Origin of the sequence: Thauera sp. GDN1 (assembly GCF_029223545.1) — a bacterium.
GTDB lineage: Bacteria > Pseudomonadota > Gammaproteobacteria > Burkholderiales > Rhodocyclaceae > Thauera.
Genome location: NZ_CP097870.1, coordinates 3,068,424 through 3,087,694 on the forward strand (window position 1 = coordinate 3,068,424; position 19,271 = coordinate 3,087,694).

The window sequence follows — 19,271 nt, forward strand, 5'->3', positions numbered from 1 at the left end:
CGGGCGGGGTCTCAGGAAATGGCCGCGGTGGCGGGGCGGACGGCCTGTTCGACCGCGTGGGCGGGCGTGCCGGAGCTGGCGGGCGCGTGCGGCTCCGCTTGCACGGCGCGCTTGCGGCAGCCACGGCGCAGTTCGCCGCGCTGGCGCTTGGGGTTCTGCACCAGCAGCAGCGACAGGTAATTGACCTTCGCGCCGCGCAGGCTGGCCACGTCATGGACGACGCGCTGTGCGGGCGCTCCCACCTTCTCGACGAAGCAGCTGCTGGCGAGCAGGCCGCGGCGTTCGAGCAGGTCGAGCACCTCGTCGAGCAGTGGCTTCACCTTCATCAGCACCAGGGTGTCGAACTCGTCGAGCAGGTGGTCGATGACGGCGGTGCCGTAGGCGGCGGGGATCACCGCCATCGTCTCGTCCTCTTCCGCCAGTGCGAGGTCGGCCACGGCCGCGGCGGCAGCGAAGGAGCTGACGCCGGGGATGGTCTCGACCTCGACCTCGGGTGCCAGCTCGCGCACGGCGCGGGCCAGGTGGCGGAAGGTGGAGTAGGTGGACGCGTCGCCTTCCACCAGGAAGGCGAGGTCGCGGCCTTCGGCCAGCAACTGCAGCGTCTGCGCCGCGGCGCGTGCCCAGGCCCTGGCGAGCGCGATCGCGTCGCGCGTCATCGGGAACACCAGTTCGACGGCGTCGTCCGGAACCGCCAGTCCGCCACGGCGGGCGATGTCCAGTGCGTAGGAGGATTCCGCGGCGCGCTTGACCGGATAGGCCCAGCGCGCGCCCGACTGCAGTGCGGTCCAGCCGCGGCGGGTGATGAGGTCGGGGTCGCCGGGGCCGAGCGAGACGCCGATCAGGCGGCCGAAACGATGGGGGGTCAGTGTGGGCGCGTTCATGCGGTCTCCTTGCGGGCGGTGACGATCCACACCGGGTTCTGCGCAGCGAGCCGGTGCATGTCGAGGATGGGCTGGCTGCGCGCGGCCGACAGCATGGTCACGTCCCAGGCAGCGCCGCTTGCCGCCAGTGCGGATGTGGCGGTGGCGAGGTTCTCGAGGGTGACGAAGTTCATCACCAGCCGGCCGCCGGGTCTGAGCCGGCGCAGCACGAGGGCGATCAGTTCGCCCAGTTCGCCGCCCGAGCCGCCGATGAAGACCGCGTCGGGGTCGGGCCAGGCGTCCAGCCCGGCCGGGGCCTTGCCTTCGTGCAGGCTGTAGTTGCTCGCGCGCAGGCGACGGGCGTTGGCGCGCGCGTTGGCGGCATCGCCCGCGTTCTTCTCGATCGCCCACACATGGCCATGGCGGGCGATCCGGCTCGCCTCCAGGCCGACCGAGCCAGAACCGGCGCCGATGTCCCATACCAGGCTGTCGGCACGCAGCGCCAGCTTGGCGAGCGACACCGCGCGTGCCTCCAGCTTGGTGATCAGGCCCTTCTCGGGGCTGCGCTGCACGTAGTCGAGATCGTCGAGGCCGAACAGGGGCGTATCGGCGGGCAGGGCGCGGAGCGCGACGTCGGCTGCAGTTGCCGTCTCCCTGCCCGCCGCCGCCCCGTCTCGTCGCTCGGGGGAGTGCGAGCGTTCGATCACGAGGATGTTGGGCTCCGGAAAACGCCGGGTGGCGGCCTCGTGCAGGCTCAGTCCCTCGAAGACGGCCTCGTCGTCCAGGCACAGGCGGGCAACCACCGACAGGCGCAGGTCCTCGCCGCCGCCCGGCTCGCCATGGCCGGCCGCCAGCAAGGCGCGGGCGATGCGGTCGGGGCTGTTGGCCGGGCTGGTGAAGCTGGCGACCAGCGGATGCTCGGCGACGGCGCGAACCAATCGGTACAGGCCGTGCTCCGGCGTCGGCCCGGGTTGCAGCGGGTCGGCCCGCCATTCGCCGGCATCGGCGCCGTGGCAGGAGGTGAAGCGGGCCTCCTGCCACGGCTTCTTCAGGCGGGCGAAGGCGAGCTGCAGCGTGGACGGCGCGGGCAGCACCTCGATCCGCGCGGCGCCGAGCTTGCCGATCAGGAAGCCGGCGATGCCGTGGCACAAGGGGTCGCCGGTGGCGAGCACCACGGCGTGGCCACCCTGCCCGGCAACCTCCTCGATCCAGCCCGGCACGCGGCTCAGCGCGCCGTCCATGTCCAGCAGGCGGGCGGCCGGCGCGTGTGGCGCGATCAGCGCCAGCGTGCGTCCGGCACCGATGACGCAGGCAGCGGCTTCGATGCGCTGGCGCGCCACGGCGCCGAGGCCGTCCCAGCCCTCGTCGAGCAGGCCGACGATGCTGTAGGCGGGCGTGGTGGATTCAGGCATGCGTGGTCTCCATCAGGTCGGCCTCATCGACAGTCACGATCGGTACGCCCTCGAAGTTGCAGGCCAGCACCGTGAGCCGGTGCGGGCCGGGGTAGCGCTGGCGCAGGCTGCGGATGGCGCGCTCGGCCAGCGCGCGGTGGAAGGCCACGGCCAGGCCGAATCCGGCCAGGCGTTCGGCGGCAAAGCGGGCGGTCTCGGCGGCACGGATCTCGGCCACGAGCGCGGGCGGCGCACCGACCTCGGCGGCGGCGCCGGCGATCAGCGCGCGGTCCACTTCCTCGCGCCAGGCGTGCGTGACCGACAGACCCTGGGCGATCTTGGTGAGCTTGCCGACCATGGCGCCGACGATGATGTGCTGCATGCCCTGCTTCACCGCGGTGGTGAAGGCGGCCTTGACGAAGTCGCCCATCTGCACGAAGCAGGCTTCGTCCAGTTGCGGGAATTCGCGCATCGCGCATTTCTCGGTGCGCCCGCCGGTGGTGAACACCACGCTGGTCTGGCCCTGGTTGGCGGCGACATCGATGGCCTGGATCACGCTGGCGCGGAAGGCGGCGGTCGAATACGGGCGGACGATGCCGGTGGTGCCGAGGATGCTGATGCCGCCGACGATGCCGAGGCGGGCGTTGAGCGTCTTCTTCGCCATCTCTTCGCCGCCCGGCACCGAGATCGTCACCGCCAGGCTGTCCCCGGCGTCGAGGAGGGGGGCGCCCGCCGCGCGCACGTTGTCGACGATGTTGCGCCGTGGCACCGGGTTGATCGCCGGACCGCCCACGTCCAGCCCGAGGCCGGGCTTCGTCACCACACCCACGCCGGGGCCGCCCAGGAGGATCACTTCGCCGCCGCCGCCGGGGATGCGGCGTACGTCCGCCGTGAGGTGGGCGCCATGGGTGGCGTCCGGGTCGTCGCCGGCGTCCTTGATCGACACCGCATGGGCGTGATCACCGTCGACGCGGCCGTCACTGATCTCGAAGCGCACCCGCATCGTGTTGGGCAGCACGCATTCCACCGCGTCCGGTACCGCGCCCCGCACCAGGCCGAGCGTGGCCGCCACCGCGGCGGCGGCCGAATTGGCGCCGGTGGAGAGGCCCGTGCGGTTGCCACGGTCGCGCTTGGGATCGCCCTTGCGCACCTTCTCCGGCAATGCGTGTCCTGCCGCCATGGCCGGTCCTCAGCCCTGCAGGGCCTGCAGCTGGCGAGCCTCGGCCAGCCCGAGCAGGGCGTGGATCGCCGCCACCACCAGGGTCGAGCCGCCCTTGCGGCCGCGGATGACGATCCACGGCACTTCGTCGACCCCGGCCATCAGGTCCTTGGATTCGGCCGCCGACACGAATCCGACCGGCATGCCGACGACCAGCGCCGGGCGCACGCCTTCCTCGCGGATCAGCCGCACCAGCTCGATCAGCGCCGTGGGTGCGTTGCCGATGCCGACGATGGCGTCGTCGAGCAGGCCGAGCCGGTGGGCCTTGCGCATTGCCTGCACCGCACGCGTGGTGTCCTCGGCGCGGGCGCGTTCGATGACATCGGCGTCGGAAATGAACTGATGGGTGCGCATGCCGAAGTGCGCCAGGCGCGAGGCCGACAGGCCGACGCAGATCATCTCGACGTCGGCGACGATGTTCGTGCCGCCACCGAGGAGGGCGGCGAGGCCGGCTTCCACCGCGTCCGGGTGGAAGTCCGTGAGGCCGTTGAAGTCGAAGTCGGCGTTGGCGTGGATCATGCGGCGCACGACCGGCCACTGGCCGGCGCCGTAGGCATGGGCGCCGACCTCGGCGTCGATGATGGCGAAGGAGTCGTGCTCGATCGCGCGACCGGCTGCGGTGAGCTGTTCGGTGACGGTGTTGGTGTTCATCGCGGCGCCGGCCTCAGGCGTGAGCATGTTCATGGGCGTGGGCATGGTCGGAACCGTGGTGATGGCCATGGTCGTGGTCCGTGTGAGGGACGTGCGAGTGATGGACATGTGTATGGCTGTGGTCATGCAGATGCTCGGCCTCGGCGGCGAGGCGGTACTTGCAGCCGTCGCACTCCAGCAGCGCGCCTTCGGGTAGTTCCTGGCCGCCGACCTTGGCGTCGAGCAGATCGAAGATGCCCTTGTCGAAACCGAAGTGCGTGCCGAGGGCGAAGGCGATCTGCGGGTACTGGCGCTGCAGGCGCTCGACCTGGGCCTTGATGCGCTCCATCAGCACCCCGGTGAAGAGGTACACCGGCACGACGCAAATCTGCGTCATGCCCAGCCGCGCCTGGCGCTGGACGACGGTTTCGAGTCGCGGCCAGGTGACGCCGGTGAAGGCGAGGTCGACCAGCTCGTGGTCGCCGTCCTCGAACAGCCAGCGCGCCATCTTGGCCAGCTCGCCATTGGCGCCCGCGTCCGACGAGCCGCGGCCGAGCAGCACGACGCCGGTGGTCCGCGGATCGGGCACGTCGAGCTGCTTGAGCAGGCGGTCGAGCTGGCCCTTGAGCACGGCGAAGATCTCGCGTCCCATGCCGAGGTGGCGCGCGCAGGCGAAGGCGACGCCGGGGTGGCGCTGGCGCGCGCGCTCGATGGCGGCCGGCAGTTCCATCTTGACGTGGCCGGCGGCGTTGAGGATGAAGGGAATCGTGACCACCCGCCGCGCCCCGTGCGCGGCACGATCGAGGCCCTCGTCGAGCAACACCTCGGCGTGCTCGATGAAGCAGGTCTCGATGCGCCAGCCGGGGTGGCGATCGCGCCACTGGGCGGCGAAATGCTGGATCTCCTTGTTGCCCTCGCGATTGCGCGAGCCGTGGCCGACGAGGAGGATGGCGGTGTCGTTCATGCGTGTTCTCCGGTGGGCAGGCCGGCGTCGGCGGCAGGTGTGGAGGCCTGGCGGAAGCGGTGGCCGAAGCCCGGGTCGTACAGCTTCGAGCGGGCGATGTCGGGCCAGTGGCGGGCGCCGAGTGCGGGGCTGGCGATGATCATGGCCTGGCTGGCGATCTTCTCGTCCTGGCAGCGGCGCTTGATGTCGGCCAGCGTGCCGCGAACGATCTTCTCCGCGCCGGGCCAGCTCGCCTTCTGCACCACCACGATGGGCGCCTCCTCCGGCCAGCCGGCGGTGCGCAGCGCGCGCTGCACCTCGTGCAGCAGCGTGATCGACAGGAAGATGCACAGCGTCGTGCGGTGCGCGGCGAGCGCCGCCAGGTCCTCGCCCGGCGGCATCGGCGTGCGGCCGGCGACGCGGGTGAGGATCACGGTCTGCGTCACTTCCGGCAGGGTCAGGGTCTCGCCGGCGGCGGCGGCCGAGGCCATCGCCGAGGACACGCCCGGCACCACCTGCCAGGCGATGCCCGCCGCATCGAGCGGGCGGGTCATCTCGACCAGCGCGCCATACAGGCCGGGGTCGCCGGTCTGCAGGCGCACCACGGTGCGATGGCGGGCGCAGGCGTCCAGCAGCCAGGCGCTCATGTCCTCGAGCGTCATGTCCTTCGAGTCGCGGATCTCGCAGCCGGGCGGCGCGAACTGCGTGGCCGCGCGGTCGACCAGCGAGCCCGCGAACAGGATCGCCCCCGCCTGCTCGAGCAGGCGGCGGCCCTTCACCGTGATCAGGTCGGGATCGCCGGGGCCTGCGCCGACGAACCAGACGGTGCCTCCGGCCTTGTTCGCCACGGCCGGCATCAACCGCGCGCCGGCACGGCGAAGCAGAGCTGCACGAGCGGGCGATGCGCATGCGACTGCAGCAGCCGAACCACCGCCACGGTCAGCACCGGCTCGATCAGCACCACCGGCAGGTAGGCCGCGGCGAAGGTCACCCATTCGCCGAAGGGCGTTGCAACCTCGCCCATCGCCAGCCAGAAGCCGACCATGGCGGCGACGCCGGCGTAGTAGGCGGCGTCGAGCTTCAGCACCGACTGCACCCGGGTGGCGGCGCCAGCCGCGAGCCTGCGGCCGAGCGTGGCGTGCAGCGCCACCAGCGGCACGGCCAGCGACAGGAAGTTGACGCCCAGGTGCAGCAGGTCGGTCGGCTCGAAGACCACGCCCTGCAGCAGCAGGCCTAGACCGAAGCCGAGCAGCGTGGGCGCGAAGCCGAGCGCGAGATAGATCGGCATGGCGCCGATGAAGTGCAGCTCCGACACGCCCGCAGGCATGTGGAAGCTCTGCATGAAGACCGAAAGGAACAGCGCCGCGAGCAGCGTGCGCAGGATCAGTTGCGGCTTCTTGAACAGTTGCGGCGCCTGCGCGGCGGCAAGCGCGGTGGCGGCGAGGTTGGCGGCGGCGATCTTGGCGCCGGAAAGGATGCCGGGTTCGATGTGCATGATGACTCCCCACGAGTGCTTGGAACGACGATGCGAACCACGCGGGCGGGGGGCGGCCTTGCGTCCTGCCATGGCACGGCCGAGGGCGCTGCGGACGCGGCGATAGCGCGTACGCATGCCCGGCACGGCAGTGCCTGGAGACGAATGCACGACGAGTCGGCTGGAGCTTCCGGCGCACGCGGGCGGCCGGCGGATAACCAGTCGGATCGAACCCACACCCCGGGGCTCACATCAACCTGGAACGCCACGGCCCTTGCGGGGCGCGGTGTTCCGTACTCGATCGGGCCGGTCTTCTGGCTCGCCGTCTTCCTCCTCCGCCGACCTTCCCGAGCGCGAGGCTCAGTGGCGTGTTGGCGGATTCGTCAGGCTCACAGCAGCGGGGGCTGCGCCGGACTGGCCGTTCGCGCGGGGCGAACGACGTCACCGGACTTCCCGTTTCACCCCGTCATACGGTTGTATGACGGGGCACCCGGATCGAATGCAGGCGGAGACTAATCGAAAGCGGACAACGTCCGCAAGTTGCCGTTACGGCAAGCGCATGCGGGGCGAGCCGCTCAACCCGCCGCCCGCCGCGACTGCACCAGCGACCACAGGCTGATCAGCGCCAGCGCGCCGACGATCAGCACCATGCCGGTGAATTCGACCGCGTTCGGCCGCTCGCCGAGTTCGATCCAGCCCGCGAGCGCGCCGATCAGCGGGATGCCCAGCGCCGACAGGCCGGCCATGCCGGTCGACAGCTTCTGCAGCACGTACAGCCACAGCAGCCACGCCAGCCCGGTCGCGAGCACCGCGTTGAAGGCGAGCGCGCCGAAGAAGTACGGCGTCGGGTCGATCGGCCGCGAGGGGTGAAGCGCGGCGAGCACGCACAGCGCGATCGCGCCGAACAGCATCTGCCAGGCCGTCAGCGAGAGCAGGTCGAACGCCTGGTCGCGACGCATGCGCTTGGCCACCACCGCGGAGGCCGCCCAGGTGATGCCGCCGGCCACCGCGAGCAGGTTGCCGAAGGCGCTGCCGCCCATGGCCCACGGCTGCAGCACCAGCACCAGGCCACAGCCGGCGATCGCGATCGCCGCCCACTGCAGGCCGCGCACCCGCTCGCCGAGCACCCACCACGCCATCGGGATGACCCAGAACGGCATCGTATAGACCAGCACCGCGGTCTTGCCCGCGCCGCCGGACACCAGCGCCCACTGGATCAGCGCGGTGAACGCGGCGGTCTGCAGCACGCCGAGCAGGATCACCTGGCGCGCCGCCACCAGCGAAAGCGGCCGGCGCAGCACGAGCAGCACCAGGAACAGGGTGGCTGCACCGAGCAGGGTGCGGATCGCGGAGAAGTCGAAGGGATCGACGTACTGGATCACCTGCTTCATGACCACCCAGTTGTAACCCCAGATCAGGGACAGTGCGGCGAGCGCGACGAGCGCCAGGCGCGGCGTGCCGGATGCGGACATCGGACCTCCAAAAGGAAAACGCCGCGGCGCCCCTGACGGGGGCCGCGGCCGAAGGGCTGCCGCCCGGGAGTTCGGCGGCGAGTAACAGTGCGGGGTGGATTATGCACCGCCGCGACGGGGACGACATACGACCGCGCTGATAAGGGCTATCGGGGACCGGAGCGGGCGCCCCTCAAGAGCCTGCCCGCCACAGGGCACGACTGCGGAAGCGGACTCAGACCGGCTGCACCGCCATGACCGGCGCCTTGCGGCTCATCAGCGCCAGGTGCAGCACCGCACCGAGCAGCGCACCGAACATCCACGAGAAGCCCGCCCAGGCCGCCAGCGCCGGCGTCCACACCGAGGCCACCGAGAACAGCGAGGCCACCGAGAAGGCGAACAGGGCGCGCTTGTTCCAGCCCTTGTCGAAGTAGTAGGTCGAGCCCGGCTCGGCCGAGAACAGGTCCTGCACGTTGAGCTTCTGCTTGCGCACGAGGTAGTAGTCGGCGACCACGATGCCGTACAGCGGAGCGAGCACTGCACCCAGGGTATCGACGAAGCCGGCGATGCCGATGTGGCTGATCAGCGCCACCCACAGGCCGCCGATGAAGAACGAGATCACCGCGGTGATGATGCCGCCGGTGCGCGCGCTGATCTTCGCCGGGGCGAGATTGGCGAGGCCGAAGGCCGCCGGGATGAAGTTGGCGACCAGGTTGATGCCGACGGTGGCGGCGAAGAAGGTCAGCGCGGCGATGATGGTCAGCGCCAGGTTGTCGACCTTGGCCGCCATCTCGGCCGGGTTGGTGACGATCTCGCCGAACAGCACGGCGGTGCCGGCGGTGATGAACAGCGCCAGGAAGGAGAAGAACGCCAGGCTCACCGGCAGGCCGAGGAAGTTGCCCCACTTCATGTGCGACTCGCTTTTCACGAAGCGCGAGAAGTCGCCGTAGTTGATCACCACCGCGGCGAAGTAGGCCACCATGGTGCCGACCACCGCCGCGAAGGCCGCGACCGGGCCGCCCGGATGCTCGCCGCGACCGTCGAAGATGTTGCCGAGCTCGGCGACCAGGCCGCCGCCGGCCTTGTACCAGATCACCCCAAGCAGCGCGATCATCACCAGGTACACCAACGGGCCCGCCCAGTTGAGGAAGTTGGTGATCCAGTCGAAGCCGCGCAGGAAAAGGCCGAGCTGGAACACGCAGACGATCGCGTACGACACCCAGTCGACCGCGTTCATGCCCAGGAAGGTGCCCCCCCGGGGTTGTCGAGCAGCGCATTGAACAGCAGCGCGAGCGCGGTGGAGGCGAAGTAGGTCTGCACCCCGTACCAGAAGATGGCGACGATGCCGCGGATCAGTGCGGGGAAGTTGGCGCCGCGCACCCCCATCGAGGCCCGCGCGATGACCGGATAGGGGATGCCGTACTTCACCCCCGGCTTGCCGGTGAGGTTCACCAGCACGTTGACGATGATGCCCGCGAGGATGATGCCGGCGAATACCGTCCACCCGTTGAGGCCGTAGGAGATGAACAGCGTGGCCGCCAGCGTGTAGCCGAACAGGCTCTGGATGTCGTTGGACCACACGTTGAAGATCTCGAACCAGCCCCACTTGCGCTGCGCGGGCGGCAGCGGCGCGAGGTCCGAGTTGTACAGGCTGGGATCCATGTGCTGGATCCTGAGGTCGATCTTTTCGCTTTCCATGTCTGTCTCCATGACCGCCGCTGCGGCTTCTGGTTATCGGTGTCGAGGATGCCTGCGGACGCAAAAACCCCTCGCCCGCTCCGCAACGGGCGATTCGTTCATGGGCCGGACAGCCTCGCGGCTGCCGCGGCGGGCTTACCTGGCTTGGTAGGGGTGATGCTCGATCCAGTGGCGGGCGACGTCGACGCGGCGGCACACCCACACCCGGTCGTGCTTCTCGATGTGGTCGAGGAAGCGCTGCAGCGCCTTGAAGCGGCCCGGGCGGCCGAGCAGGCGGCAGTGCATGCCGATGCTCATCATCGCCGGACGCTCCTCGCCCTCGGCGTACATCACGTCGAAGGCGTCACGCAGGTATTCGAAGAACTCGTCGCCGTGCGAGAAGCCCTGCGGCAGCGCGAAGCGCATGTCGTTGGTGTCGAGGGTGTAGGGCACGACCAGATGCGGCACGGTGTCGCCGTTCGTCTTCTGCACCTCGGTCCAGAACGGCAGGTCGTCGCCGTAGTAGTCCGAGTCGTACAGGAAGCCGCCATGGTCGGCGACCAGGCGCCGGGTGTTCGGCGAGTCGCGGCCGGTGTACCAGCCCAGCGCGCGCTCGCCGGTCAGGCGCTCGATGATCTCCATGCCGATCCGCATGTGCTCGCGCTCGATCTCCTCGGGCACGTTCTGGTAGTGGATCCAGCGCCAGCCGTGGCAGGCGATCTCGTGGCCGAGCTCCTTGAACGCGGCGGTGAGCTCGGGGTGGCGCTCGAGCGCCATCGACACGCCGAAGATCGTCATCGGCAGGCCGCGGCGCTCGAACTCGCGCAGGAAGCGCCACACGCCCACGCGCGAACCGTACTCGTAGATGCCTTCCATCGACAGGTGGCGCTCGGGGTAGCTGGCGGCGTTGAAGAGTTCCGAGAGGAACTGCTCGCTGCCGGCATCGCCGTGCAGCACGCAGTTCTCGCCGCCCTCCTCGTAGTTGAGGACGAACTGCACGGCGACGCGGGCGCGGCCGGGCCAGTCGGCGTGGGGCGGGTTCCTGCCGTAGCCGATGAGGTCGCGGGGGTAGGCGGCGTTCGGATGCATGTCAGTTCTCCAGGAAGCGCTTGCAGGCGCCCCAGTTCTTCATCAGCAGCCAGTAGGCGAGGCCGGCCGGGATCAGGCTGGCGTACCAGGACACCGCGGAGAAGCTCAGTGCGACCGCTGCGCCGACCAGCGAGGCGACGATGCCCGCCCAATTCACCCCACGGTAGGGGCCGTTCTCGTCGTAGAGCTTGCCGAGGTTCAGGTTGCGGCCGCGGATGAAGTAGTAGTCCACCACCAGCACCGCGAAGATCGGGCCGAGGAAGGCCGAGTAGGTCTGCACGAAGATCTGCAGGCCGGCGGCGGATTCGTCCTTGACCAGCTCCCAGGGGAAGGTGCCGAAGGCCAGCAGGCCGACGATGACGGCCGAGCTGCGGAAGGACAGCTTGAACACGTCCATCAGCACGTAGGTCGGCGGCACCACGTTGTTGAGCACGTTGGTGGTGACCTGGGCGAAGGTGATGAAGAGCAGCGTGGCGATCAGCAGCGGCTTGTTATCCACCGCGCTCGAGAACACCTGGATCGGGTCGGCGACGCCGGTGGCGCCCGACACCATCAGGCCGATCAGGCCCATGAACAGCGTGCAGGGCAGGATGGACATGGCGTAGAGGGTGGTCAGCGGCCCGCGCTTCACGCCGCGCTCGAGCTCGCGGGAGTAGTCGCTGACGTTGAGCATCATCGTGCTGTAGATGCCGAGGAAGAGCATGGTCGCGCCCCAGAACGGCATGCCCCAGGTGCCCTCGATGTTCACCAGGCGCTCGCTGATGACGTCGCCGTACTTGTCGATGACGCTGAAGAACATGTAGGTCAGCGACACCAGGATGAAGCCGCTGCCGATGTTCTCCAGCCACTTGATGCCCTGGAAGCCGAGCACCGACAGGCCGATCTGCAGCAGCTGGAAGACGATGAACCAGAACACCAGGCTGTCGAAGCCGAATAGCGACACCGACACCGCGTTCAGCGCCCCTGCCCCGACCCAGCTCTGGAAGCCGTACCAGACGATGGCCGGGACCGCGCGTACCAGACCCGGGAACTTGGTGCCCGAGAAGCCGAAGGCGCTGCGCGCCTGCACCACGAAGGGGATGCCGTACTTGTAGCCGGCGGCGCCGTTGATCGTCAGCGCGACGCCGATCACGAAGCAGCCGATCGCGATCGCGACCGTGGCCTGCAGCAGGTTGAGCGTGCCGACGATGCTCGAGCCCATGGCGAAGGTGCCGATCGATACGCAGCCGCCGAACCAGGCGAGCAGATACGACCACTTGCCCATGATGCGGGTCTGCTGCGGCATCAGGGATTCCTCTCCGATCGCCTTGGAGTGCGGATCGGCGGTCGCCGTGCCGGGTGCCTCGAGGCCGGGCGCGGACAGGGTTTGTGCCTTGCTTGTCATTTTGCGTGCTCCTCCGGTGGTGCTGGACAGGCGATTCATGGACCGCTCGTTCTGGGAATCAGGGGCGGGCTGGGCCCCGGGGGACTGCTGTCGTGTGCGGCTGGGATTGGAGTGGGGGGTTGGAGGGCGGCGCGCCGCATCAGCGACCGAGGTAGTCGAAACGACCGGTGAAAGGCTTCGGCCGCGGGAAGGCGAGGTCGCCGTGCTTGCTCGTGCCCAGGCGCAGGCTGACCAGTGATTCGGCCAGCTTCACCGCCGCGGTCACGCCTTCGACGATGGGCAGTCCCACCGCCTCGCGGATCTCCTCGGTCAGGTCGGCCATGCCGCCGCAGCCGAGCACGATCGCGCCGACGCCGTCCTCGGCCTTGGCGCGGCGGCACTCGTCGATGATGCGATCGAGGGCGCAGGCGCCGTCGTCCTCGAGGTCGAGCACCGGAATCTCGGCGGCGCGCACCTGGCGGCAGTGGTGGGCGAAGCCGTAGTTCTGCAGCAGGTGCTCGGCGATGATGCAGGTGCGTCCCAGCGTGGTCACCACCGAGAAGCGCGTGCTGATCAGCGTCGCGAGATGGAAGGCGGCCTCGGCGATGCCGATGACCGGCGCCGCGGTGAGTTCGCGCGCGGCGAGCAGCCCGGGGTCGCCGAAGCAGGCGATCACGTAGGCGTCGACGCCCTCCTGCTCGCCGCGGCGGATCTCCTCGAGCACGCCGACGGCGCTGATCGCCTCGTCGAAGTGGCTCTCGATCGATACCGGGCCGGCGTCGGGATTGGTCGCCGAGATGCGCGTGCCGGCGGCGGCGACGCGCGCGCCGGCGACGCCGATCTTCTCGGTCATCGAGGCGGTGGTGTTGGGGTTGATCAGGCGGATGTGCATGCTGTTCTCCTCGGTGCCGCGACTGCGTCGGTCGCGAATATCGTCAGTTCGATCTCAGCGCTCGCCGCGGTGGCGGCGGGCGACCTCGTCGAGCACCTTGCGCAGGTCGAGGGCGGAGGGTTCCTCCTCGACCAGCACCACGCTGCGCTCGACGTCCTTCAGGTGGCGCTCCATCCACGCCCTGGCGCCCTCGACGTCGCCACTGGCGATCAGGTCCAAAACGTCGTGGTGTTCGGAATGGCGGCAGCTGCCGGCCATCGGTGCGCCGTAGGTGGCGATCACCAGCGAGGAGCGCGAAACCAGGCCGGCGAGGACGTCCGCGATCGCCTCGTTGTCGGCCATGCGGGCGAGAGCGACGTGGAATTCGCCCGAGAGGTAGATGGCCTCGCGGCGGTCACCCCGGCCCTCGGCGTCGTGCTCGCGGCGCACGATGTCGCGCAGCGCATCGAGCCGGACCGGCGTGGCCTTGGCGATCACCTGCGGGATCACGCCGCATTCGACGATGCGGCGGGCGGCGAAGATGTCGCGCGCCTCCTTCACCGTGGGCTGGGCGACGGTCGCACCGCGGTTGAGGCGGATGTCGACGAGGCGCTCGTAGGCCAGGCGCTGCAGCACCTTGCGGATGCTGGTGCGGCTGACGCCGAAGGCCTCGGCCAGCGTGTCCTCGGGCAGCTTGGTGCCGGGCTCGAGGTGGTTCTCGACGATCGCCGCATAGAGATTGCGGTAGATGGCCTCGTCGCGACCGGAACCGGACATGCCTTCTTCCGGCTGCATCGCGCCAAGATCGATCGACGAACGTTTTCTACTCATGGTCCTTCCTCCATGCCCGGTGCCGACCCGTGACAGGCAGGCACCCTTGTTGAACACAATTTAATTCCAACTTTGTACACAAAACAAATCTTTTTTGCTGTCATTTGAAAATTTGATCAACATCTCCAGACTTCGAGCCAATCCCAGCCGTGGCGCGACGAACCAGACACATCATGACGCTGGCCTGGTCACCGGCCGTGAAGCCTTGGCGCGCGGGCATTTCGACTGGCGTGACGACGACATCGGCGCGCATTGATACCGGCTATCAGGCCGGACTGAAGTCGTGGATGGTGCCTCCGCGAAGCATTCAAATGTTTTTGTATACGATTTCATAAGTCTGCGAATACACTTTTTTGCACCAACACCGACTCGAGGAGCATCCCCATGGCCAGCCACACCCCCGGCGCCCCCGTCTTCGCCCCCGCTGCCGAGCTGCCCGACTGGGCGCTGCGTTCGGTCGACCTCGCCAACCCGCGCCTGGGCGCCAAGGCGCTCGCCGCCTCCGACGACTTCTTCGCCGAGGTTTCGCGCATGCTCAACCCCGAACCCGCCCAGTTCGTCCCCGGCAAGTTCGACACCAACGGCAAGTGGATGGACGGCTGGGAGTCGCGCAGGAAGCGCGTCGCCGGCCACGACTGGGCCCTGGTCAGGCTCGGCGTCAAGGGCGTGATCCGCGGCTTCGATGTCGACACCTCGCACTTCACCGGCAACTACCCGCCGGCGGTCTCGATCGAGGCCTGCGTGTCGGAGACCGACGACATCGAGGCCCTGAAGGCCGCGACCTGGACCGAGATCCTCCCGGCCACCGCCTGCGGTCCCAACAGCCACCACATCCTCGAGTGCGCGAGCGACGCGGCGTGGACCCACCTGCGCGTGAACATGTATCCGGACGGCGGCATCGCCCGCCTGCGCGTCTATGGCCGCCCGGTCGGCACGCTGGCGGCCAAGGCCGCTGCGGGCGAACTGGTCGATCTGATCGCGATGGAGAACGGCGGCCGTGCGGTGTCGTGGAACGACGCCAGCTTCGGTTCGTCCGCTGCCGCCCTGCTGCTGCCCGGGCGCGGCATGAACATGGGCGACGGCTGGGAGACCCGCCGCCGCCGCGAACCGGGCAACGACTGGTGCGTGCTCGAGCTCGGCGCCCCCGGCACGGTGGAGAAGATCGAAGTCGACACCGCCTTCTTCAAGGGCAACTACCCGGACCGCTGCTCGGTGCAGGCCGCCTATGTGACCGGCGGCACCGACCGCTCGATCACCACCCAGTCGATGTTCTGGCACACCCTGCTGCCCGAGCAGAAGCTGGAGATGGACGCCATCCATACCTTCACCGCGGAAGTGGCCAAGCTCGGCCCGATCACCCACGTGCGCTTCAACATCTTCCCCGACGGCGGCGTCTCGCGCCTGCGCCTGTGGGGCAAGGTCGAGGCGAAGTAAGCGCCGCCATGTCCGCCCCGACGCCCCTCCCCCTCACGGTCCGACCGCTCACCCGCGAGGCCTTCGCCCCCTACGGCGAGGTCATCGAGGCCAGCGATGCGGTCCAGCACTTCACCATCAACGCCGGCAACACCGAGCGCTACCACGACCTCGCCCACATCGAGCCCGGCCCCGACGGGCGGGTGATCGTCTCCATCTTCCGCGGCCAGCCGCGTGCCCTGCCCTTCACCGTCACCATGATGGAGCGCCACCCGCTCGCCTCACAGGCCTTCATCCCGATGTCGGGCAGGCCCTACCTGGTCGTGGTCGCCCCCGCCGGCGCGGTACCCAGGGTCGAGGACCTCCGGGTCTTCCTCGCCCGCGCCGACCAGGGCGTCAACTACGCCACCGGCGTCTGGCACCACCCCCTGCTCGCCCTCGAGGGGGTCTCCGACTTCCTCGTCGTCGATCGCAGCGGGCCCGGCCACAACTGCGACGAGGTCCAGCTCGAAACGGCGGGCCTCATCGCCGAGCCGAACTGAGCGCGGATGCGCCAGATACGGGCCGGCCGATGGGCGCCATCAGCTTCGTCCGGCCCCGGCCCCGCCCAGCCCGTATAGAATCCTCGAGCCCCAATACGCACCATAGGAGTGCATGATGCTGTTCGGCCTGTCCCTGCTCTATGTCGGTGCGGTGTTGATCCTGAATGGCCTGTGGATGCTCGGCCGGATCAGCGAGCGCGAGATCACGGTGATCAACCTGTTCACCGGCGGGCTTACCCTGCTGGTGTCGCTGAAGCTCGCCTTCGGCGAAGGGGCGGACGCGGTGTCGATCAAGAATGCGGCGCTGTCGCTGCTGTTCTCGCTGACCTACCTGTGGGTCGCCTTCAACCGCCTGACCGGCGCGGACGGCCGCGGCCTGGGCTGGTTCAGCCTGTTCGTCGCGATCACCGCGGTGCCGGTGACCATCGACACGCTGGGCACCGCCTCGAGCACCTGGGACTGGTGGCTCGGGCTGTCGTGGGGCGCGTGGGCGCTGCTATGGCTGATGTTCTTCCTGCTGCTCGCACTGAACAAGCCCATCCTCCGCCAGACCGCGGTGTTTGCGATCGGTCAGGGCGTGCTCACCGCCTGGCTGCCGGGCTACCTGCTACTGACCGGCGCCCTGCACTAAGCGCCCTGCACCGAGCCCCATCCGACGCTGCGCACACGAAGGCCGTGCCGCCTACCAGGCGCACGGCCTTCGTGCCGTCCGGGGCACGCCGAAGGCCGACCGCAGCCGGGCCGCAGACGGCATTGCTGCATCGCAAAAATATAAATTTTAATATTCGACTTATTAGCCGCAGTCGCACCCGCTGCGGACACGAGTCCCTAGACTTCATCTCGAGTCGTGCCGCGCCGTCGGCCACGCGCCGAGCGTCCTACGGGCCATCGGCCCGCGCCGGACGACACGCAGGACGCGTTCGCACGACACCTGCACGAGCCGCAGGTATACGGCCCCCGCCCGATCCGGCACGGACGGCGATACAGAGACAAAAGAAAAGGAAGGAGACAACGATGTCTGAGCTCGCACTCGAAGGTCGCGGCGACCCGGTCCACCCGGTCGACGAGAAACTGCCCGGCGGCCGCCTCGCGGCGCTGGGCATGCAGCACGTGCTGGTGATGTATGCCGGGGCGGTCGCGGTGCCGCTGATCGTCGGCCGCGCGCTCGGCCTCACCCCGGAGCAGGTCGCACTGCTGATCTCCGCCGACCTGTTCTGCTGCGGCCTGGTCACGCTGATCCAGTCGCTCGGCTTCGGCAAGCACTTCGGCATCAAGCTGCCGGTGATGATGGGGGTGACCTTCGCCGCCGTCGGGCCCATGGTGGCGATGGCCAACGTCCAGGGCGGGCCCGAGGGCGCGCGCGCCATCTTCGGCGCGATCATCGGCGCCGGCCTGATCTCGATCTTCATCGCCCCCTTCATGAGCCGGCTACTGCGCTTCTTCCCGCCGGTGGTCACCGGCACCATCATCGCCATCATCGGCATCAGCCTGATGCGGGTGGGCGTGGGCTGGGCGATGGGCGGCCCTGCCCACCTGGCGCAGAGCGTCGACGTGCCGAAGCTGGTGCAGATGGTAGACGGCGCCAAGGAGAAGGCCGCCGCTTCCGGAACCGAACTCAGCAAGCTGCCGGGGCCCATCCCGATGGTCGACAACCCCGGCTACGGCGCGCTCGACACCATGGCGGTGGCCGCCTTCGTGCTGGCGGTGATCCTGCTCCTGGTGCGCTACGGGCGCGGCTTCGTCGCCAACATCGCGGTATTGCTGGGCATCGTCGTCGGCTGCGTGGTCGCGGTGGTGATGGGCAAGATGCACTTCGACAAGGTCGCCAAGGCGGACTGGTTCGACGTCGTCACCCCCTTCGCCTTCGGCATGCCGACCTTCGACCCGGTGATGGTACTGACCATGACCCTGGTGATGATCGTGGTGATGATCGAGTCGGTGGGCATGTTCCTGGCGCTGGGCGAGATCACCGACAAGCGCATCTCGCGCATCGAACTCGCCGCCGGCCTGCGCACCGACGGCCTGGGCACGGTGATCGGCGGCGTGTTCAACACCTTCCCCTATACAAGCTTCTCGCAGAACGTCGGCCTGGTGGGCGTGACCGGGGTCAAGAGCCGCTGGGTGTGCGTTGCGGCCGGCGCGATCATGATCGTCCTCGGCATGCTGCCGAAGATGGCCGCGCTGGTGGAGTCGGTGCCCACCTTCGTGCTCGGCGGCGCGGGCCTGGTGATGTTCGGCATGGTGGCCGCGACCGGCATCCGCATCCTCACCAACGTCGATTTCAAGGGCAACCGCAACAACCTGTACATCGTCGCGCTGTCGATCGGCTTCGGCCTGGTGCCGCTGGTGGCGCCGCGCTGGACCCAGCACATGGCGCACAGCCTGCACCCCCTGCTCGAGTCGGGGATCCTGCTGACCGCGATCTCGGCGGTGGTGCTGAACCTGTACTTCAACGGCGGACGCGAGGATCGCGCCGGCGCGATCGAGGCGGCGAAGTCGGCGGAAGCGCACTGATCGACAATGCGCGCAGGCAGCCCCTGCGGAAGTGCGCGATCGTCGGGCCCGAGCGCCGCCATCCGCTCAGTTTCCTTCCCCTCGGTTTCCTTCCCAGTACCCCGGTCGGTTGTAGATCAGCTTCAGATGGTCGATGAAATGCCGCACCTTGGCCGGAAGGTAGCGCTGCTGCGGATACACCGCCTGGATGTCGTAGGTGGGCACCGCGAACTCGTCGAGCACGGTGACCAGCTCGCCGCGCTTGAGCTCGGCCTGGATCTCCCAGGTCGAACGCCAGCCCACGCCCAGCCCCTGCTTGACCCAGCCGTACAGCAGCTCGCCGTCGTTGCAGGCCAGGTCGCCCTCGACCCGCACCGCGAACAGGCGGCCGTCGCGCTGGAAGGTCCACCCGCGCTGCTGACCGCCGGCAAGGTTGAACGCGAGGCAGTTGTGACGGGCCAGTTCCTCCGGCTGATGCGGAACGCCGTGGCGCTCGAAGTAGTCCGGCGTGCCGCACACCACGCGGCGGTTGGGAAAGAGACGCACGGCGACATAGTTGGGATCGGTGACCTCGCCGATGCGGATCGCCATGTCGTAGCCCTCGCGCACCAGGTCGACGACGCTGTCGGTGAAGTTGAAGGACATTCGCAGCTCGGGGTGCAGCGCCTTGAACGCCGCCGCATGCGGCGCCACGTGCCGGCGCCCGAAGGCCGCCGGCGCCGACACCACCAGGTGGCCGCGCACCACGTTGCGGCCGAGGCTGACCGCGCGCTCGATCTCGTCGAACTCGCGCAGCAGGCCGCGGCCCTGCTCGAGGAACTGCTCGCCGAGCTCGGTCAGCGCCAGGCCCCGCGTCGAACGGTGCATCAGCTTGACGCCGAGGCGCTTCTCCAGCGCATCGAGCCGCCGCCCCATGACCACCGGCGTGACCCCCTCGACCAGCGCAGCGCTGGCGAAACTGCCCTTCTCGGCGACCAGCACGAAGCTGCGAATTTCGGTATGGCGATCCATTCCTGTTCCTTGG

At 69.0% G+C, this 19,271-nt stretch carries 20 protein-coding genes and 1 riboswitch; of the genes, 5 read left to right on the plus strand and 15 right to left on the minus strand.

From position 1 onward, the window contains the following. Nucleotides 1-11 precede the first annotated feature (11 nt). The 14 genes from cobI to CKCBHOJB_RS14135 form a co-directional block, all read right to left on the minus strand. Nucleotides 12-881 (minus strand): precorrin-2 C(20)-methyltransferase, encoded by an 870-nt coding sequence (gene cobI, locus CKCBHOJB_RS14070; protein WP_281049289.1) that lies wholly within the window; start codon nucleotides 879-881, stop codon nucleotides 12-14. Beyond that, entirely contained in the window at nucleotides 878-2,272 is a 1,395-nt protein-coding gene (gene cbiE / locus CKCBHOJB_RS14075) for a precorrin-6y C5,15-methyltransferase (decarboxylating) subunit CbiE (RefSeq protein ID WP_281049290.1), read from the minus strand. The genes cobI and cbiE overlap by 4 nt, the downstream gene beginning before the upstream one ends. Then, complete coding sequence (locus CKCBHOJB_RS14080; protein WP_281049291.1) at nucleotides 2,265-3,431, minus strand: cobalt-precorrin-5B (C(1))-methyltransferase; 1,167 nt, start codon at nucleotides 3,429-3,431, stop codon at nucleotides 2,265-2,267. Before CKCBHOJB_RS14080 ends, cbiE begins: the two co-directional genes overlap by 8 nt. A 9-nt stretch (nucleotides 3,432-3,440) precedes the next feature. Further along, nucleotides 3,441-4,121 (minus strand): precorrin-8X methylmutase, encoded by a 681-nt coding sequence (locus CKCBHOJB_RS14085; RefSeq protein WP_281051699.1) that lies wholly within the window; start codon nucleotides 4,119-4,121, stop codon nucleotides 3,441-3,443. Between the two features lie 13 nt (nucleotides 4,122-4,134). Continuing rightward, nucleotides 4,135-5,064 carry a sirohydrochlorin chelatase gene (locus CKCBHOJB_RS14090; protein WP_281049292.1) on the minus strand — a complete coding sequence of 310 codons (930 nt, stop codon included), beginning with the start codon at nucleotides 5,062-5,064 and terminating at the stop codon, nucleotides 4,135-4,137. Next, nucleotides 5,061-5,900 (minus strand): precorrin-4 C(11)-methyltransferase, encoded by an 840-nt coding sequence (cobM, locus tag CKCBHOJB_RS14095; protein ID WP_281049293.1) that lies wholly within the window; start codon nucleotides 5,898-5,900, stop codon nucleotides 5,061-5,063. The genes CKCBHOJB_RS14090 and cobM overlap by 4 nt, the downstream gene beginning before the upstream one ends. After that, nucleotides 5,900-6,538, minus strand: a complete 639-nt coding sequence (locus tag CKCBHOJB_RS14100) for an energy-coupling factor ABC transporter permease (RefSeq protein ID WP_281049294.1) — start codon at nucleotides 6,536-6,538, stop codon at nucleotides 5,900-5,902. Before CKCBHOJB_RS14100 ends, cobM begins: the two co-directional genes overlap by 1 nt. Before the next feature lie 265 nt (nucleotides 6,539-6,803). Continuing rightward, nucleotides 6,804-7,026, minus strand: a riboswitch (cobalamin riboswitch). 66 nt (nucleotides 7,027-7,092) lie between these two features. Continuing rightward, complete coding sequence (locus CKCBHOJB_RS14105; RefSeq protein ID WP_281049295.1) at nucleotides 7,093-7,989, minus strand: EamA family transporter; 897 nt, start codon at nucleotides 7,987-7,989, stop codon at nucleotides 7,093-7,095. Nucleotides 7,990-8,203: 214 nt separating this feature from the next. Next, nucleotides 8,204-9,205: a cytosine permease gene (locus tag CKCBHOJB_RS14110; protein WP_281049296.1), complete on the minus strand. Its 1,002-nt coding sequence runs from the start codon at nucleotides 9,203-9,205 to the stop codon at nucleotides 8,204-8,206. Next, nucleotides 9,202-9,666, minus strand: coding sequence for a cytosine permease (locus CKCBHOJB_RS14115; protein WP_281049297.1), 465 nt, complete (start codon nucleotides 9,664-9,666; stop codon nucleotides 9,202-9,204). The genes CKCBHOJB_RS14110 and CKCBHOJB_RS14115 overlap by 4 nt, the downstream gene beginning before the upstream one ends. A gap of 135 nt (nucleotides 9,667-9,801) precedes the next feature. Then, entirely contained in the window at nucleotides 9,802-10,734 is a 933-nt protein-coding gene (gene puuE, locus CKCBHOJB_RS14120; protein WP_281049298.1) for an allantoinase PuuE, read from the minus strand. 1 nt (nucleotide 10,735) lies between these two features. Continuing rightward, the gene (locus CKCBHOJB_RS14125; protein WP_281049299.1) at nucleotides 10,736-12,118 is read right to left on the minus strand and encodes an NCS1 family transporter; all 1,383 of its coding nucleotides are present in this window, start codon (nucleotides 12,116-12,118) and stop codon (nucleotides 10,736-10,738) included. Between the two features lie 139 nt (nucleotides 12,119-12,257). Next, entirely contained in the window at nucleotides 12,258-12,989 is a 732-nt protein-coding gene (locus CKCBHOJB_RS14130; protein WP_281049300.1) for an aspartate/glutamate racemase family protein, read from the minus strand. 54 nt (nucleotides 12,990-13,043) lie between these two features. Continuing rightward, a complete protein-coding gene (locus CKCBHOJB_RS14135) occupies nucleotides 13,044-13,799 on the minus strand; it encodes a GntR family transcriptional regulator (RefSeq protein WP_281049301.1) in 756 nt (251 codons plus the stop codon). A gap of 173 nt (nucleotides 13,800-13,972) precedes the next feature. Here CKCBHOJB_RS14135 and CKCBHOJB_RS14140 point away from each other — a divergent pair, with 173 nt between their 5' ends. The 5 genes from CKCBHOJB_RS14140 (at nucleotide 13,973) to CKCBHOJB_RS14160 (ending at nucleotide 18,268) form a co-directional block, all read left to right on the plus strand. Further along, nucleotides 13,973-14,134, plus strand: coding sequence for a hypothetical protein (locus tag CKCBHOJB_RS14140; RefSeq protein ID WP_281049302.1), 162 nt, complete (start codon nucleotides 13,973-13,975; stop codon nucleotides 14,132-14,134). 49 nt (nucleotides 14,135-14,183) lie between these two features. Then, nucleotides 14,184-15,233 carry an allantoicase gene (alc, locus tag CKCBHOJB_RS14145; protein ID WP_281049303.1) on the plus strand — a complete coding sequence of 350 codons (1,050 nt, stop codon included), beginning with the start codon at nucleotides 14,184-14,186 and terminating at the stop codon, nucleotides 15,231-15,233. 8 nt (nucleotides 15,234-15,241) lie between these two features. Further along, nucleotides 15,242-15,754 (plus strand): ureidoglycolate lyase, encoded by a 513-nt coding sequence (locus CKCBHOJB_RS14150; protein ID WP_281049304.1) that lies wholly within the window; start codon nucleotides 15,242-15,244, stop codon nucleotides 15,752-15,754. A gap of 115 nt (nucleotides 15,755-15,869) precedes the next feature. Continuing rightward, nucleotides 15,870-16,385 carry an AmiS/UreI family transporter gene (locus CKCBHOJB_RS14155; RefSeq protein WP_348634872.1) on the plus strand — a complete coding sequence of 172 codons (516 nt, stop codon included), beginning with the start codon at nucleotides 15,870-15,872 and terminating at the stop codon, nucleotides 16,383-16,385. A 383-nt stretch (nucleotides 16,386-16,768) separates the two neighbouring features. Further along, nucleotides 16,769-18,268, plus strand: a complete 1,500-nt coding sequence (locus CKCBHOJB_RS14160) for a nucleobase:cation symporter-2 family protein (protein WP_281049306.1) — start codon at nucleotides 16,769-16,771, stop codon at nucleotides 18,266-18,268. Nucleotides 18,269-18,334: 66 nt separating this feature from the next. On the opposite strand, the gene CKCBHOJB_RS14165 is transcribed toward CKCBHOJB_RS14160, so the two are convergent. Continuing rightward, nucleotides 18,335-19,258: a LysR family transcriptional regulator gene (locus CKCBHOJB_RS14165; RefSeq protein ID WP_281049307.1), complete on the minus strand. Its 924-nt coding sequence runs from the start codon at nucleotides 19,256-19,258 to the stop codon at nucleotides 18,335-18,337. Nucleotides 19,259-19,271 lie beyond the last annotated feature (13 nt).

Bases quoted from the DNA above. Each gene is read 5' to 3' on its own strand.
- cobI (WP_281049289.1), bottom strand. From the start codon at position 881: ATGAACGCGCCCACACTGACCCCCCATCGTTTCGGCCGCCTGATCGGC.
- cbiE (WP_281049290.1), bottom strand. From the start codon at position 2,272: ATGCCTGAATCCACCACGCCCGCCTACAGCATCGTCGGCCTGCTCGAC.
- CKCBHOJB_RS14080 (WP_281049291.1), bottom strand. From the start codon at position 3,431: ATGGCGGCAGGACACGCATTGCCGGAGAAGGTGCGCAAGGGCGATCCC.
- CKCBHOJB_RS14085 (WP_281051699.1), bottom strand. From the start codon at position 4,121: ATGAACACCAACACCGTCACCGAACAGCTCACCGCAGCCGGTCGCGCG.
- CKCBHOJB_RS14090 (WP_281049292.1), bottom strand. From the start codon at position 5,064: ATGAACGACACCGCCATCCTCCTCGTCGGCCACGGCTCGCGCAATCGC.
- cobM (WP_281049293.1), bottom strand. From the start codon at position 5,900: ATGCCGGCCGTGGCGAACAAGGCCGGAGGCACCGTCTGGTTCGTCGGC.
- CKCBHOJB_RS14100 (WP_281049294.1), bottom strand. From the start codon at position 6,538: ATGCACATCGAACCCGGCATCCTTTCCGGCGCCAAGATCGCCGCCGCC.
- CKCBHOJB_RS14105 (WP_281049295.1), bottom strand. From the start codon at position 7,989: ATGTCCGCATCCGGCACGCCGCGCCTGGCGCTCGTCGCGCTCGCCGCA.
- CKCBHOJB_RS14110 (WP_281049296.1), bottom strand. From the start codon at position 9,205: ATGAACGCGGTCGACTGGGTGTCGTACGCGATCGTCTGCGTGTTCCAG.
- CKCBHOJB_RS14115 (WP_281049297.1), bottom strand. From the start codon at position 9,666: ATGGAAAGCGAAAAGATCGACCTCAGGATCCAGCACATGGATCCCAGC.
- puuE (WP_281049298.1), bottom strand. From the start codon at position 10,734: ATGCATCCGAACGCCGCCTACCCCCGCGACCTCATCGGCTACGGCAGG.
- CKCBHOJB_RS14125 (WP_281049299.1), bottom strand. From the start codon at position 12,118: ATGACAAGCAAGGCACAAACCCTGTCCGCGCCCGGCCTCGAGGCACCC.
- CKCBHOJB_RS14130 (WP_281049300.1), bottom strand. From the start codon at position 12,989: ATGCACATCCGCCTGATCAACCCCAACACCACCGCCTCGATGACCGAG.
- CKCBHOJB_RS14135 (WP_281049301.1), bottom strand. From the start codon at position 13,799: ATGAGTAGAAAACGTTCGTCGATCGATCTTGGCGCGATGCAGCCGGAA.
- CKCBHOJB_RS14140 (WP_281049302.1), top strand. From the start codon at position 13,973: ATGACGCTGGCCTGGTCACCGGCCGTGAAGCCTTGGCGCGCGGGCATT.
- alc (WP_281049303.1), top strand. From the start codon at position 14,184: ATGGCCAGCCACACCCCCGGCGCCCCCGTCTTCGCCCCCGCTGCCGAG.
- CKCBHOJB_RS14150 (WP_281049304.1), top strand. From the start codon at position 15,242: ATGTCCGCCCCGACGCCCCTCCCCCTCACGGTCCGACCGCTCACCCGC.
- CKCBHOJB_RS14155 (WP_348634872.1), top strand. From the start codon at position 15,870: ATGCTGTTCGGCCTGTCCCTGCTCTATGTCGGTGCGGTGTTGATCCTG.
- CKCBHOJB_RS14160 (WP_281049306.1), top strand. From the start codon at position 16,769: ATGTCTGAGCTCGCACTCGAAGGTCGCGGCGACCCGGTCCACCCGGTC.
- CKCBHOJB_RS14165 (WP_281049307.1), bottom strand. From the start codon at position 19,258: ATGGATCGCCATACCGAAATTCGCAGCTTCGTGCTGGTCGCCGAGAAG.